The organism is Lysinibacillus sp. FSL H8-0500 (assembly GCF_038051955.1).
GTDB lineage: Bacteria > Bacillota > Bacilli > Bacillales_A > Planococcaceae > Lysinibacillus > Lysinibacillus macroides.
In genome coordinates this window covers 867514-883614 of the sequence record NZ_CP150292.1, presented here as the reverse complement: position 1 = coordinate 883614, position 16101 = coordinate 867514, and the positions used below count along the sequence as shown (strand labels likewise).

Annotated in this window: 15 protein-coding genes; 1 reads left to right on the top strand and 14 read right to left on the bottom strand. The window is 34.6% G+C overall.

The window, feature by feature from the left end; all coding sequences use genetic code 11:
- Positions 1–368 precede the first annotated feature (368 nt).
- The 10 genes from MHB44_RS04035 to MHB44_RS03990 all read right to left on the bottom strand — a co-directional run bounded on the left by MHB44_RS04035 (position 369) and on the right by MHB44_RS03990 (position 10963).
- Positions 369–1697, bottom strand: a complete 1329-nt coding sequence (locus tag MHB44_RS04035) for a transposase (protein ID WP_053993626.1) — start codon at positions 1695–1697, stop codon at positions 369–371.
- 126 nt (positions 1698–1823) lie between these two features.
- The gene (locus tag MHB44_RS04030) at positions 1824–2072 is read right to left on the bottom strand and encodes an acyl carrier protein (protein WP_341301670.1); all 249 of its coding nucleotides are present in this window, start codon (positions 2070–2072) and stop codon (positions 1824–1826) included.
- Positions 2069–3586 carry an AMP-binding protein gene (locus MHB44_RS04025; RefSeq protein ID WP_053993624.1) on the bottom strand — a complete coding sequence of 506 codons (1518 nt, stop codon included), beginning with the start codon at positions 3584–3586 and terminating at the stop codon, positions 2069–2071. The genes MHB44_RS04030 and MHB44_RS04025 overlap by 4 nt, the downstream gene beginning before the upstream one ends.
- Positions 3587–3592: 6 nt before the next feature.
- Positions 3593–4690, bottom strand: coding sequence for a hypothetical protein (locus tag MHB44_RS04020; RefSeq protein WP_053993623.1), 1098 nt, complete (start codon positions 4688–4690; stop codon positions 3593–3595).
- Positions 4687–5379 (bottom strand): class I SAM-dependent methyltransferase, encoded by a 693-nt coding sequence (locus MHB44_RS04015; RefSeq protein WP_053993622.1) that lies wholly within the window; start codon positions 5377–5379, stop codon positions 4687–4689. The genes MHB44_RS04020 and MHB44_RS04015 overlap by 4 nt, the downstream gene beginning before the upstream one ends.
- 49 nt (positions 5380–5428) lie before the next feature.
- Positions 5429–6586 (bottom strand): LegC family aminotransferase, encoded by a 1158-nt coding sequence (locus MHB44_RS04010; RefSeq protein WP_053993621.1) that lies wholly within the window; start codon positions 6584–6586, stop codon positions 5429–5431.
- Positions 6583–7581: an NAD-dependent 4,6-dehydratase LegB gene (locus MHB44_RS04005; protein WP_053993620.1), complete on the bottom strand. Its 999-nt coding sequence runs from the start codon at positions 7579–7581 to the stop codon at positions 6583–6585. Before MHB44_RS04005 ends, MHB44_RS04010 begins: the two co-directional genes overlap by 4 nt.
- 14 nt (positions 7582–7595) lie before the next feature.
- Positions 7596–7934, bottom strand: coding sequence for a hypothetical protein (locus tag MHB44_RS04000; protein WP_053993619.1), 339 nt, complete (start codon positions 7932–7934; stop codon positions 7596–7598).
- The gene (locus MHB44_RS03995) at positions 7931–9640 is read right to left on the bottom strand and encodes a 6-hydroxymethylpterin diphosphokinase MptE-like protein (protein ID WP_053993618.1); all 1710 of its coding nucleotides are present in this window, start codon (positions 9638–9640) and stop codon (positions 7931–7933) included. The genes MHB44_RS04000 and MHB44_RS03995 overlap by 4 nt, the downstream gene beginning before the upstream one ends.
- An 84-nt stretch (positions 9641–9724) precedes the next feature.
- Positions 9725–10963: a flagellin gene (locus MHB44_RS03990; protein WP_053993617.1), complete on the bottom strand. Its 1239-nt coding sequence runs from the start codon at positions 10961–10963 to the stop codon at positions 9725–9727.
- A 404-nt stretch (positions 10964–11367) separates the two neighbouring features.
- On the opposite strand from MHB44_RS03990, the gene MHB44_RS03985 reads away from it, so the two are divergent.
- Positions 11368–13566, top strand: a complete 2199-nt coding sequence (locus MHB44_RS03985; RefSeq protein WP_053993616.1) for a glycosyltransferase — start codon at positions 11368–11370, stop codon at positions 13564–13566.
- Between the two features lie 129 nt (positions 13567–13695).
- Here MHB44_RS03985 and csrA read toward each other — a convergent pair whose 3' ends face one another.
- The 4 genes from csrA to flgL all read right to left on the bottom strand — a co-directional run bounded on the left by csrA (position 13696) and on the right by flgL (position 16080).
- On the bottom strand, positions 13696–13917 hold the full coding sequence (csrA, locus tag MHB44_RS03980) for a carbon storage regulator CsrA (protein WP_053993615.1): 222 nt from the start codon (positions 13915–13917) through the stop codon (positions 13696–13698).
- The gene (gene fliW, locus MHB44_RS03975) at positions 13917–14357 is read right to left on the bottom strand and encodes a flagellar assembly protein FliW (protein ID WP_053993614.1); all 441 of its coding nucleotides are present in this window, start codon (positions 14355–14357) and stop codon (positions 13917–13919) included. The genes csrA and fliW overlap by 1 nt, the downstream gene beginning before the upstream one ends.
- A gap of 39 nt (positions 14358–14396) precedes the next feature.
- On the bottom strand, positions 14397–14963 hold the full coding sequence (locus MHB44_RS03970) for a DUF6470 family protein (RefSeq protein WP_053993613.1): 567 nt from the start codon (positions 14961–14963) through the stop codon (positions 14397–14399).
- A 190-nt stretch (positions 14964–15153) separates the two neighbouring features.
- Positions 15154–16080 (bottom strand): flagellar hook-associated protein FlgL, encoded by a 927-nt coding sequence (flgL, locus tag MHB44_RS03965; protein ID WP_053993612.1) that lies wholly within the window; start codon positions 16078–16080, stop codon positions 15154–15156.
- Positions 16081–16101: the final 21 nt, after the last annotated feature.

Below are 16101 nucleotides of genomic sequence, written 5' to 3'. Positions count from 1 at the left end.
TACAAAATTAAGTATACAGCCTCCTTAGGGATTAACGAACAGCTTGAGATCCCACAAGAGTGCTAGCAACGAGGAAGCCCCCAGCAACGTGTCCGCCTGTAGTGGAATGTGCCTAAGCAACGATTCTGATATATATCCAAAATGTTTTAGAGCTTTAAAATTGTTCTATACATACTTATCGTTTAAAAGGCGGTACGATAAAAGGGTATCGTAATTAAACTTAGCGATACCCTAAAATAATTTTCATCAATAAACTTGATTCAAATTCTATTTGAATCAATTTCATAATTCGATTTTTTTAAGAGCTTAGACTGCTCCTGTGCCTGATTTTTAATTTTTAAAAATTACGTTGCGTTGTTTTGAAGCTGTCAAAATACATTCATACGATCGACTGCTAATTTGCAGGCATTATAAATAAACGTCACGAGATTGAAGTGCAGTTTGGCTTTTCTACCGGTTCTGTGGCGGACGTTGTTTAACTGAAAGAATTGCTTTAAATAGGCATTTACTCGTTCGACAGCTGTGCGTTCCTTATAAATTGCTTTCCATACTACGGAGCCACGTGCTGGATACGTGTATTTGCGGAGATCTGTTTCACATTTAATTTTAAATACCTTTTGACAGAGCGAATCCTCACGTAATGGACAGGTTGCGCATTCTTTTGGACGCGTGAACTTAAGCGTCTGATATTTTTCATCAAAGCTGTCGTAACAGTAGCTATGTTCACGCACACAGGTTGGACGGAAATGCTCATCAAAACCAACCATTTCGCCTTCGCGTCTTTTCACATAAGGAATCACAGGTTTCATCTCATGTATCCATATTTGGCGATAAATCGCTTCATAATCATAGCCCGCATCGAAAATGGCCGTTGTGAAATGGTTAGGCATGATGTGATTCACCTTTTTTAGTAACGGAATCGCCGCTTTACTATCACTCAGATTTCCGGAAGACATCAGACGCGCCACGATATACTGGCTTTTTGTCGAAACAGCTAAATGCCCTTTAAAGCCGTACCAGAATGTGTTTTTACCATCGCTATTTTTCTTAATGCCCCACTTTGGTTCAATGGGAATTTCTTGCCAAAGAGTCATCAATGGAATGGTTATTTGTACTTCCAACTTCTTTTCATAAGTCGTTTGATTCGCTTCGATTTCGGCTTGTTCAGCGAGCCAGGCAGCACGTTCTTCCTTTGATTTACGCCCCCGTTTTTTCGGAGCGATTTCTTTTTTCTCAGAAGGTTTTGCGGCATCTCTCGCTTCAAAATGTGTCGCGTCAAAACCAAGATGTTCTTCTTCAAGAAAACCTTCTGTAAAAGCAGTCTGAATCAGTTCATCGTGCATGCGATCTAACACATCTGATTGACTAATCGCGTCGACCATACGTGAATACGAGGCTTCAGATGGCACGGTGTCCGAAACTAAAAAGCCACAATCTAAACGAAAGACAAAATCAACCGTTAAACGATTGACCAAATCTTTAACGGTTGGGATACGCTCGACAATGCGAATAATCAATGATTGAATCATCGCCCCGTAATTACATTCACGTGGAGCACCACGCATCGTCTTCTTTCGAAATAGCTGAAAGATCGGCTGCACATCGAAAGTGGCTAAAATCGCATCAAAACGACGAGAACTTTCCATTTTCAATAATTCATGGATGTCAAAAAGGCTCATTTGTTTTACAATCGTCATAGGGCATTCACCTCTTGGTTGATTTTGGTTTGGTCACTTAAATTATACCAAAATGGGGAGGTGCCCGTTTTTTATTGTCTTGAAACCCTTGGGAGACAAGGGGTTAGAATTATGAAATTAACTCATTTAACCATGATTTATGTTTTTTTGTACTAATGTAACAATATTGGTTACAGAATCAAAATATTCCGGTGTAATGTCATCAACATCTATTTTAATTAAGAACTCTTCCATTATTAATGAAATTATTGTAATTACATCAAAAGAATCTAAAATCTCATTAGATATTAACCCTTCAGATGAAGTGAAATTTATATCAGGTCTTATTTCCTGTAAAATATTTAAAATTTTTTCATATATATTATTATCCATCATATTTCTCCATAACCTTTATAATAATTTAAAGTAGCTATTCTATCTAATTTCCCTCTAGAATTTTCAGGAATTTTTTCAATCCATAAATATTTTGAAGGCAGCATATACTTCGGTAAAGTTGTTGAAAGAATATCTCTTACATTTATTTCTTCTTCACTAAACTTTTGAATCACTAATACAATTATATTTTTATCTTTATCGTATAGGGCACAACATCTTTGAATTTTATCAAATCCAGTGTAAACCATTTGTTCAATTTCTTCCAATTCAATTCGATAGCCCATATGTTTTATTTGATTATCTGCACGACCTACATAGTAATATTCACCATTTAAAGCAGTTGCTATATCACCTGTTTTATAGACTATGTCGGGGTAATTATTATGCAATGGATTTTGAACGAAATTTTCAATCGTTTTTTCAAAATCATTATAATAACCCTTCGCTAAGAATGATCCTCTAATATATATTTCACCATGTTCATTTTCACAAATAGGTAAATTATTTTCATTAAGAATCATTACATCGATATTGGAAAATGTTCTTCCTAAAGGCAATTTAGAATATCTATCATCAAGTTCCTTTATGCTAAAATACATGCAATTTCCGGTTACTTCTGTTGGTGCATATAAATTAACAAACTCTATTCCATCTAAGTTTGTAATCCATTGCTGCAATTCTTTAATTTGTATAACCTCTCCAGAAAAGAAGACCTTTCTTAGATATTCTGGCTTCTTTTTAAATAAAACTTTACTATTTGCTACAAAACGGATTGCTGCTGCTGCCCAAATAAGTATCGTAATCTCAAATTTGTTTAAGAACTTAATTAGTTCAATCGGCATTAAAAAGCATTTTTTGGGTATTATGACTAACTTAGCTCCCAAAAATACTGAAAGAAAAATATCTTTAGCTGCAACATCAAAATCGAAAGAAGCTTGATTCCCAAAAATATCGTCTTGATTTAATGAAAATGTTTGTTGAAATGACTGAAAGAAATTTATCATCGATCCTTGACTCTTTATTACACCTTTAGGAGTACCTGTACTTCCTGATGTATAAACCATGTATAAAGGGTCTATATCTAACATAGTTTCTTTTATATTATTAATAAATGTATCGTCTATTTCAATATTATCTAAATTTTTATCCCAAAAAATAATTTGAATATTTTTTGCTAAGCAATATTCCTCAATTGTAGCATTATTCTTCATTAAGATCATTGTATTTGGATTAGTATTTTCAACAATTGCCTTTAATCTTTTTAATGGAATGTTTTCATCTAATGGTACGTAAAAATTCCCACTATATATCGTGCCCCAAAAAGAGATTATTGAAGATACTTCTCTATTGCATATTATTAGAATAGGCTTTTTATTTTGATATTTAATAACCGTTGCTATTTTTTTTGCTTTATCCATTACTTGAGAGTAAGTATATTCATTTTCATTATCAACAAGAGCAATTTTATTAGGATATTTGCTTACAGTGTTTTCAAAATAATTTAAAACGTTCATTTTATCTTATTCCTTTAATAATTTATTCGGTCTATCCTGATCCGCATCACCTTTAAATATCACTATATTCACATTGTCTTCTTTTGTATAAAAATGATAGTCTAGGTCGATATGCTTTTTAACGAACGGCTCAAAGTATAAAGGTATTACAATTTCATTACTATTAGAATTTGTGAATCCTCCAGCAACAATACCTTCGCTATTTAAACCATATTCATAAAAGCTGATAAATTCAGCATTATATTTTTGCAATAAAAACTGGAATTCATTATATAATCCATCCAATTCCAAACCATTTCCAATATAATCTACTACAAATAATCCACATGAATCGTTGGCCTCACATTTTCTAACTATTAAACATGCGATAGCGTCATTATGTTCATTATTAATTTCAATAAATTTATAATTATATATAGGATGCTTTGCATATCTATTCATATAATATAAAGGTGATTTGAACTCTGGAATATGGCTATAATATTTTTGAGAATTTGCAATAAATATTTCAGGCTTTATTTCTTTTAAAGATTTGTTTTTACATACTATATTTTGAGGCACTTTATTTTCCTTATTAACATTATCTATTAATACAAAACGCTCAATTTCGGTATTCAAAATATAATAAAGGTTCATTTTCCCTACCTGCTCACCTAATTTATTATTTATTACTTTTGAATAATTAGACAAACCTAGTCCGCCTACATATTTTGCTGGGGCATTAACTTCAAAGTAATATTTTAATGCAAGGCCTAGTCCCTTTACCCCTACATCATCTCGTACTTTCCATATAGTTCCCCATCTAATAGGCTTTTCAATATTTTCATCATATATACTTGACATTATAAATCCTATAACACCATGAATCTCATTAGAAACCTTATCAACAGCAATTACAAAGTTATAACGCTCTTTTTTTTTATCGAAATGTTGCCAATCAAATAACCTCTTAGATTTGGTAAATATGTGTCCTTTTTGCCAATAATTATCGATGAAATAAATCAAGTTATCATAATCTGTTACTTTACAAAAGCGAATATCATATTTTTTTTTGTATATTCGATAAATTTTTTCAAACTTATCCCACTCCATCAAATTATTCAAATCTCTTTTTCTCCTTTTCTAACCCATATGTGAAAATGAGAATTTTTAATCGTCATATTATTAACAATCAGTTCTTTCTTCTCTATATTAATAATATCAAATCCTTCGTGTTCATATAACGCAATAAGCTCTTCTTTATTGCAAAACCAATAAATCAAATCTTTTAGGCTCCCTGCTGAACTATCATCTAGCTTAAATAAGTTTTCTTCTATTTTTGTACCTCTATTGTACAAATGGTCATCCAGCGTTCTATAATCTGCTAAAATTAATCCACCAGGCTTTAATACTCTATTCATTTCTTTACAAAATAGCTCTCGTTCTACTTTATTAAAGAAAAATAATGCTCCCCATGCAACAATACAGTCCACAGACCTATCAGGAAGATTGATTTCTAATCTTTTATTTAAAATATATTCTACATCTTTATAATTAACCTTACCTAGTTTATCTTTTGTTAGTTCTAAACAAACCTTATTGTAATCCATGGCATAAATCATAAATTCCATTTCAGCCATTATAAGGGTATGTCTCCCACTTCCACAACCAAAATCTAGTATTTTTTTATCTTTACCTGTCTTAAAGTTTTTCTTTAAAAATCGAATTACATTTTCATCTGGATACTTTAAGTCATGTTTTTTTCTTTCCTCAGCCCATAAAGCTAATTGCTCTTTTTCTTCAATTTCATTCATACTTTAATCTCCTAATCGCGTAATTTAGTAAGTGTATAAAACCTTTTGATTATTTCGAACCTTTAAAGGGTGTGCTTGGTATATTAATTATTTTCAGTTTTAAATATTCAGTTGTTGACAAATCCATCCTCGGACAATCTTTATACATTACCAACTCATACATCGGTGTCCAAATAGGCCGACTCATAACACCTTCTTCATTTAATAGTTGCAAAACTTCATCACGCTTATACGTTTCATCAAGTATTAACGTCTGTAACCAATAATTACTTGATGTATGAGCTGGCTCCTTCATTAAGTGCACGCCATCTAAATTTGCGACAAGTTTATCATAAAAATCTGTTAGCGTACGCTTTTGCTCGGCAAATATCGGTAGCTTTTCTAATTGTGCACAGCCAAGCGCTGCATTAATATTTGGCATACGATAGTTATAGCCGATTTCATCATGAACAAAATCCCACTGATGCGGCACTTTAGCAGTTGTTGTTATATGCTTGATATAATTAGCTAGCTCATCATCATCTGTCAAGATTGCACCGCCGCCACCTGTTGTTATAATTTTATTGCCATTAAAACTTATCGCACTTACTTTACCAAATGTCCCTGTATGATTCGCTTTATAATAGCTTCCGAGAGACTCTGCCGCATCTTCTACGAGGACAATGTTGTATTTCTCACAAATAGCCACGAGATCATCCATCATACAAGGATGGCCGAACGTATGCATTGGCACAAGTGCTTTTATACGACGGTTCGTCTGTTTATTAAAGAGCTCACCACTGCGCACCTCCCCAATTTGTGCTAAGTATTCCTCAAGCTTCACAGGGTCTACACCAAGTGTCTCTTCATTCACATCGACAAAGTGCGGCACTGCTTGTAAGTAACTCACTGCATTCGCTGTCGCAATAAAAGTTAATGAAGGCATTAATACTTCATCATTTGCTTCTACGCCTACTATTTTCAAGGCAATATGTAAAGCTGCTGTGCCATTAACAACCGCAACAGCACGCTTCACACCAACAAATTTCGCCAAATCCTCCTCAAAACGTGTCACATATGAGCCGACAGATGATACCCATCCTGTTTTTACACAATCTGTCACATATTCAATTTCTTTTTCATTAAATGTTGGCTCATGTAAGGCTACAAAATCTTTACCATATAGTTTTTTTATACTTTTAGCAAAATCTATCCATTGTTGATTCATATATTATAAACATCTGCCTTATATTGAGCTAAATTTTTGGGATTTGTAAACCATTCAATTGTTTCTTCTAAGCCTTTACGCAAGCCTTCTTTCCCACCATACTGGGGTTGCCAGCCAAGTAATTCTTTTGCCTTCTTATTTTCTGCCCATAGACGTTCTACTTCGCTTTTTTCTGGGCGAAGACGCTGCTCATCTGTTTCGATAGTTAAATTGACACCCATAATATCCGCAATCATTTCTGCTGTTTCACCAATGGAAACTTCATAGTTAGAGCCAATATTAATCACTTCACCAATTGATTTTTCTGCATTCATCACGGAAATAAAACCTTGTACTGTATCCTTTACATAGTTAAAATCGCGAGTTGGACTAATTGCACCGAGCTTAATTGTTGTTTGACCACTTGCCAATTGACTAATAATCGTTGGAATAACTGCTCGTGCCGATTGCCTTGGTCCATACGTATTAAATGGACGAATAATAGACACTGGTGTATCAAACGAACGATAAAATGACAATGCCATCTGATCTGCGCCTATTTTAGAAGCAGAATATGGTGACTGTCCTTGCAAGGGATGTTCTTCATCAATCGGTACATATAAGGCGGTACCATATACTTCACTTGTTGATGTATGTACGATTTTCTCTACACCCAATTCTTTAGCTGCTTGGACAATATTCAAGGTTCCTGTAATATTCGTATCTACATAAGTTGCTGGTGAGTGATAAGAATAGGGAATCGCAATAAGAGCTGCTAAATTTAAAACATGTGTACAGCCCTTCATCGCTTCCTTCACACCATAGGGATCACGAAGATCACCTGAAAAAACATCCAATTGTGCTTTAATTTCTTGTGGAGATTGGTCAAGCCATCCCCACGAATTAAAGGAGTTATAATAGACAAATGCACGTACATTATAGCCTTGACGTACTAATTCTTCTGTTAAATGAGAGCCAATAAAACCATCTGCACCTGTTACTAATACTTTACTCATCAAAGTCTCCTTACTTACTGGTATAGTCCTTGTACTTTTTCTGCAAAAAAGGGTGAAATTTCATATTCGAATAAATCTGTCACTAACACCCAATCTTGTTTAGCTAATCCTTCATTAATTTCTACTAAAAAATCTTGAATTTGATGGATAGGTAATTCAACCTTCATGCCATATTCCTGCAATAATGGCTGAACCTCAATTAGCCACAGCATACCTTCTGAAAAATCCTGAATCGCTACTAACGCTGGCTCTTTGTTCCCTTTTGTTAACTGTTCAGCGATATAACTAGCTCCGTTTGGTACATTATTGATATATTCATTATAACTTACTATAACTTCGTGTAAATCCGTCATTTCTGAGCACCTCTTTCTTCAATTTTGGATAAAACATCTTGTGTATAGTGTCTAGCTTTTTGGAAAACATCTAACAATTTTTCATACAAAGCTTTACTTTGGTTATAGACACGCTCATAAATCTGTTGCTGAGTTTCATCTTTTCCTTTTTTATAATCTTTGCGTACTTCTATAATAATAAGATAAATAACACTATCAAGTAACACTTGATCGTACAATCTAATTAGTTTTTTGTCAATCTTGTCTAATTTTTTAAGAACAGGTTTTGTAAATTTAACGGTTGACTTCTTTTCTCTTAACACATCTAGTGCCTTTTGTAATTGTTGTTCTAATTGACGGTATACAGCCAATTCATCTTTGAAAAATGTTTGTAATTGGGATAACGTTACAGTTTGTTTCTTGTAGTTAACCTCCTGCTGCTCTCTTACTGGTAGAGACTCCACAAATTCTTGATAAAAGGCTTGAAATGATTTTTGAGGCATCTCACCAATTTTAATTCCACCTTCTGTACAATTATAAATCATACAGTTTTCTTTTAACACTTCATAAATATCCTCAAACTGTTGACGCATTGAATTAAAGATCAAATCCGTATAAACTTTGCCACCATCATACCCTTCTACCTCAAAAGCATGATTATTTTTTAACCAGTTCTCATCTATAGCCAAATAGCCCGCATTATTCGTGGCATGGGATTGATTATTCGTATAAGCTAAATCTTGCCCAATCAATGCTACAGGTCCATTGGAAATAAATGTAGCGATATGTAATGCTGTATGGGCGCAACTTCCACCATTAAGCATAATGGGTATTTTTATACCTAGCTTTTCTTCACAATAGTCCAAAATAGTATCCTCTATACCCATTCCATAAAAATACAGATTATTTTGATATTTTTCTGTTATTTTATAGTGACTACTTAATGCTGTGATTAACTTTGTTTTCCCTACTTCAAGATTTTTAAAATGAAGGTCATAATTAATGACCGCTCCATCTATTGTGACCACATAATCTGGTTCAATATCTGCCGCAAGCAAGGATTTAATCGTAGAACCCGCTGCAATAATCACCACTTTATGGGCTATCTTTTTCAATAAAGGTAACTGCTTTGTAAGCGATGGACCTCCCGAAGCGACAATAACAGGCTGGGTATAGCGTTTATACAAATCCCTAACACTTCCTGCCCCATCTAAATAAAGGAGGTTGTTGCGGACATTTTGCTGCCAAATATCACTAAAAAATTTGATGGTATTTCTCCTTGTCTGGTCTGCTAAATAACTTTCTTTCACGATAAGATTCACACTACGATGCTCCAGCGGAAATAATTTATTGTAATTAGGTGAACTAATTAATTTAATATTGGTGTCATACTCTCCATGATAAGCTCTCACTTGTTGTTGTAACACTTTTTTATCTGTTAAAACCATGATATCTTCTGTGCTTGTGTCTAGTTTGATACCACTGTTTGTAGGCTCATAGACAAGCAATGGATCATCCTGCAGTTTGTTTTGCAAGGCTTTTGCCAGATAACCACAGCCATACCCAAATAGCACGTGGACATACCCAGGCTCTACTTCTTTTTCAGCAATTTTGGCTGCTTCTTTTTCGGGGTCATATTTACTATGTAACAAATAGCCACCTAAAACTACTGTCGGTAACCCTGTTTTTGTTTCTATATATTCAATTGTAGGTTGTTCTTGCTCCATATTGTTCACCTCTCTATATGTATCGGTTATGTTTTGTGAATATAAAGAAAAAGCCTTCAAAGAGAAGACTTTTTCTATGGATGCTTATTGAAGTAATTGAAGCACACCTTGTGGTTGTTGGTTGGCTTGAGCTAACATCGACTGAGCCGCTTGCATTAAGATATTGTTCTTAGTGAAGCCCATCATCTCCTTAGCCATATCAGCATCACGGATACGAGACTCAGCATCAGATAAGTTTTCAGCGGATGTGCCTAAGTTTTTAACAGTATGTTCCAAACGATTTTGTACAGCCCCTAAGCGTGAGCGCTCTGTGGATACTTTTGTGATGGCATCGTCAATCTTTTTAATGGAAGCGTCTGCTTCTGCTCGGGAAGTAATTTCCATCAAGTTGTTCCCTTGATCATCTGTCAAATTAAGTCCTTTAAGATCCATGTTAGCAATATTTATTTCAATATTTTGCCCTTGGTTCGCACCAATATGGAGTTTTTTAGCTTGGTACGTACCATCTAATAATTTCATATTATTAAATTCAGTTTGCTCTGAAATACGATCTACTTCACTTCGAAGAGCAGTCAGTTCTTCTTGAATTTTCCCTATATCTTTGTTTGAAGCCGCATCTGTATTACCCTCACCCTTACCAGCTTTTAATGTAGCCGATGCATTCTTAACAGATGCTGAGTTAGCCTTAGTAGCTGCTGAGGCTGCCTTATTAGTTGCTGAGGCAGTCTTACCAGCTGCTGAACCTGCCTTACCAGCTGCTGAAGCTGCCTTACCAGCTGCTGAAGCTGCCTTACTAGCTGCTGAAGCAAGTCTACCAGCTGCCTGAAGAAGATCTGCTGAAGCCTGAAGCCTAGCTGCTGAACTTGTAAGAGCATCTGCTGAAGCTTGAAGTTTAGTTGCAGACTCTCGAAGAACAGCTGCTGAAGCACTTAGCGTAGCTGATGAACCTCGAAGAACAGCTGCTGAAGCCTGAAGCGCTGCTGCTGAAGCAGCATTACCAGCAACATTTCCACGTTCATTTGTTTGTGTAGATGCTTGAACAGCTAGCTCACGCATACGTTGTAATATTGCATGTGTTTCTTCTAATGCACCCTCAGCTGTTTTAATTAATGAAATACCATCTTGTGCATTTTTAGATGCCATTTGTAGACCACGAATTTGCCCACGCATTTTTTCAGAGATTGCTAGACCTGCTGCATCATCGCCAGCACGGTTAATACGGAAACCTGAAGATAATTTCTCAAGGTGTTTACTCGTATTTGTTGTATTGTTTGCCAAGTTACGATGTGCATTAAACGCTGCAATGTTATTTTGAATTCTCATTTGGAATTCCTCCTTGAATGTTTTTTATTCCACGTCCATGTGGTTTATAGGAACAGACATTATTTTTATAACCCCTGTACCCTACATTTACTATATCGTAATGTTTTAAAAAAGTTTAATAGTTTTTTTTATTTTTTTATTTTTTTGGATTTACTAGCGCTGGTTAAATCTTTACTGAATTTTCTACTTTGACTGCTAGCCATTTGAATTAATAACGAAGACAGTTAATTAATTCAGTTTTATCTATCATGATGGATTATTGTTAATGTGACGATTAGTAATTCCAATTCTTTTTTTTTTTGATAAAATGTTTATAAAGATATCATTGCTGATTTGTAACAGATTAAAAATAAAATGTTAATAATTTAGCGAAAAATGATTAAAAAGAGAGGATGTTCAACAATATGAGGAAAATTTTAATTAATCTTTTTTCGGAAAGTTTAACTGTTGAAGATTTCGAATATTTTACAAATACGTTACCGATAAAATTTGAAGTGTTTAACTATCAATTTGCAGCCCGAGATATGTTTCCAGATATTGTGGAAGCAATTATAAAGGATATACTACCTGCTAGAGAAATTGCGAAGACAAGGATTATTTTACAAACGAACGTAGTGGATTTGGGTCATTTTGGTGCTAAATTTTATTCAGAGCTATTAGATGGCGTCATTATTGTGGCGAAAAACAGTGAATTATTAACAAATGCGCAAAAAAATTTCTTAACAATGGATAGCCAAAATAATGTCGATTTTATGCTAGATATACTGCAAGCAGATAGCACCAACTTACGATTACACAAGGTGTATATGCATCAGCAGCATCAAGTGGACAATCGTTACTTAACGTTTTTATTTAACCAACGTCTATTAAATGATATTTCTCCTATAGAGGATTTCAGGCTGGTGGAAAAGAAAAAGTTGAGACATAATCTACAGTTTGTTAGTAAAGGCAATTTTGTTGAAACACATTTTTCGTTAGCAAATAAAAAATTGATTCCATTGAAAAAATCCGATGCACAAGACAAGATTTTTTATATCCAAACAGCCTTTGGAATGTACCAGTTCATACACGCTATTATGTCAACATCAGAAAGTGACTTTACAAAAAGAAGCTTTTTATTCACTTTGTTCGAACATGCCAAAACAAAGGGGAAAGCAGATGAGGTTCTCCGTTATATACTAGCATATCTGGACATAGCTGAGCTTCCACTTGTATCATTTGCAAATTATAACACATTTTGTATGTTACTTAGAGACCAGTCTGTGTTAAAAAGGCAGTATACATTTTTAAAGAAACATTTTGACCGCTTACATCCAAGTCAAGTTCATGCACTCATCACAAATAGTTTGTTCTATAAAACAGCCCACAATCAACCTACCTATGATGGGATGATAGCTGATCAATTACTACTAATGGGAAAAATTAATCAATTTTGGAGAAAGGAAATAACACTTCCTAAAGAACAAAAACGAGTACCATATCGAATAGCGGTTGTTGTAGGGCAGTTTCTATCTATTGAACATGGTCCAACTAAGTTGGCAGTTCAATATGTAAATGAATTGAAAATGCATTATCCAAAAGCAGATATAAAAATTTTCGTTGAGGATTTATTTACCTATTCACCAAACGAGTTAGGGTGGCTAATGGCCTATACAATAAAAAGTTCTAGTACACAACAATTATATCATCGCCCCCATTTACATACAGAAATAGATGTCTATTACTCCAATTGTACATTGGAAAGAACACAACGGATACAACAAGATGTACAAGCAATTGTTGACTTCCAACCTTCTATTATTTATAAGATAGGGTCATCTTATAATGTAGTAACCGATTTATTGTATCCGTATTTCCCTATCGTAAGTCAGTCGATCAGTGGAGAAGAAGCTTGTCAATTTGTTGATGTATTCACGAGTGGTTATCCGGAAAGTCAAATACAGCAATTTTATGATGAAACCAATATTGCTGATCAAGAATATATATCCCATACAACCAAAATAGAGCAACCTCAAAAAGCTGTTATCAAAAACCGAATAATGTATGGATTGACTGATTCGGATTTTGTGATGATCACAGTTGGCACTAAGTTAGAAGCCGAAATCACAAAAGCATTTGTTGAGCAACTAATAAAAGTCTTAGATACAGATATGGACAGCAAATGGTTGATTGTAGGTACACAATATCATTCGATAATAAATAATTCTTATCAAAAATATGTAGATGAAAAGAGAATACTATTTATAGAATATGAAGAACATTTATTTGACTTATATCATATTTGTGATATTTATGTAAATCCACCTAGATTTGGTGAAGGAATTAGTGGAGCACTAGCTATGTGGGCCAAGTTACCCATTATTACAACTGATCCTACTGCTGCTGTTAGCCTATACACCGGGGAAGAGAATTGTATAGAATTAACATTATTCTCACAAGAAATATTGACACTCAAAAGCAATAGGGAATACTACGAACAAAAAGCCAATGATATGCAAAATCGTATTACCACAAATCATTTTTTTGAACAGACAACCAATGATTTACAACAAATATTTAATCGAGCGATTAAAAAATTTGAAGAAAGGACCTATAAAATTTGAAAGAAACCCTGCCTATTAGTAAAACAGATTCAAGACTATAAATTACTCTCAAATTAAGTAACACAACTTTGATCTTCAACATAAAAGGAGATACCTAGACAAATTTGCCTAAGTATCTCCTTTTGTATTCTATTTATGCTTTTTCAACTGTTCTAATACATCTGTCGTCATCGCAAGTGCTTCTTTATTTTGACCTTGAATCGCTTGAAATACTTCTGTCCGATGAATTGTTACTGCTTTTGGTGCGACAATGCCTATCTTAATTTGCTCGCCTTCGATTGCTAGTATTTTCACTTCAATTTGTTCACCAATCATAATGGACTCATTTTTTTTCCTAGATAAAACTAACATTATTTCATACTTTCCTTTAGTGTTGGAATTGGATAACGTAACGGGTAATCTTTGTCATGTAACACAATTTGTTTACCTAGCTTTTTGTTACTATTCATCACTATTGGTGCTAGTAGGTTCAATGTTGATTCTTGGAATGGTTCTTTTAATGTAATAATCACATAGGTCATTACATCTTCTTCTTTTTCAATTTGCAACTGTTCTTTATCGTCATTGCTTAAATCAAAGTTATAGTCTGGCTTAAAAGCATATGGAAACGCAAGGATAAAACTGATTTCCGCACATTCTGTTGCTTGCAAAAGAACTAATGGTAAATCGACGTCGAGTGGTAATAAAGCAAACTTTGTATATTCTTCTAATCCCATTAAACCATGTTCGAATGTTAAAATATCTTGCTCTGCAATTTCTATCTCACCTAAAAATTTTGTATTAATTTTCATCTATTTTTGAACCCTTCTTCTGTTTATTTTATCCGCTTGTTAACTGAGAACATCAATATCGACACGCGGTCTTTGCACCATTGTTCCCATTATTTTACCAGGTGTGTAATCATGTATTGCTTTGTTTACTTGTACATTAATTTGTGGTTTATTACGTGTAATATTGATGTCTAGTTTGCTAGGTTGATAGTTAGTTTTCACCGAACCGACAGAAGGGACAAATTTAATATTATATGGTCCTTCTCTTTTTGGACCATGGTTTTGTTTAGCAATCTGTTGGATCACAGCATCTTTTTGTCCTTTACCAGCACTCTCCATCATTTGTCGCCCTTCTTGAGCACGACGCGCAAGACCCCTCATAGCCTCTTGCTTTCCCTCTTGTGCATAGCGCTTTATCATTTCACCAGTTGGAAAGTAGCCTAAATCTCTTCTAGCATCTGAGGAATCAATTGTCAATTTGCCCGGTGTTGTATGCATTTCAAGTGTTGCAGCAGGCTGAGAAATTGTTAGTTTAGCTTGTGGCTGCTGAATATGCTGGACAGGGGCCTGTTTTTGCCAATTCATCTGAATATCCGTTGTACGAATTTGAATTTGCGGTAATTTCATATGCATCTCACCTTTCCAAAAAATATCTAAATCGATTAGTCAAATACTTTTTGATAATAGGTTACTATTTTTCCCCTTCCACTTTGCCTTCAGGATAGAACCTTAGCAGATTCTATATTATAAAATCTACTTCAAATACAAAAACGTTTGCCTCTGCCGCTTCGCTTTCGAGGCAGAACCTTAGTAGATTTTATCTTATAAAATCTACTAAGGTTTGCTGAATAATTTTTGCTCCTACTGATAGAGCGGCTTGGTGAATGGAACTTTGTGTTACCATATTGGTAATCGTTGCGGGATATTCCGTATCTTCATTTAGGGACATTTGCTTTATGATATTTCCTTCACCTATTCCTAGTCGATTTTCCATCAGCTCGACACGATTTTGACGTGCTCCAACATCTGCTTGCATTTTCAATGTCTTTTCATGAACGCTATCTAGTGCTGGGATTGTTGTACCAGCACCATCTATAACTTGTAAGCCAAGCGCTTCACTGATCTCATCACTGGTTTTAGTATCATCGTCTAAAATGGTTGTTACATGGGCCATAAAGTCATCTAGTTCACCAAACAACTCAGCTCCTGGTGTATTAATGGACATTCTAATTCCATCAAACACATCAATCTCAACCGTTTTCTCTTTGCCAAGTGTTGTAACAGCTGGATTTTGTGGACCTATTTTATCCGTATAGAGCGGCTCGTTTACATGTGTACCTGAAAAAATATAATTCCCAGCAACTTGCGTATTGCTAATATCGCGTAGATGCTCTTTAATTTGTTTCATTTCTGCATTAATTTTTTGACGTTCAGTCCCATTTGTATCGTTTGCTGCCTGTACAATCAGCTCCTTGACACGCTTTAATGCCGAACTCGCTTGATCAAGTGCTTCGTCTGTTGAATCCAACCATGAATTTGCTGTACTTAAATTACGTTGGTATTGTTCAGTTTTACCAAGATCCACACGGTACCCCATCCCCATCACTGCTGCAACAGGATCCTCAGATGGTTTGGTAAATTTTCTACCAGAGGTCAACATATCTTGATAGTTTGACATTTTCCCATAACTATTATTTAAATTCCTTAACATATTACTAGATAGCATAGATTGTGTAACACGCATTATTAACTCTCCTTTTAAATA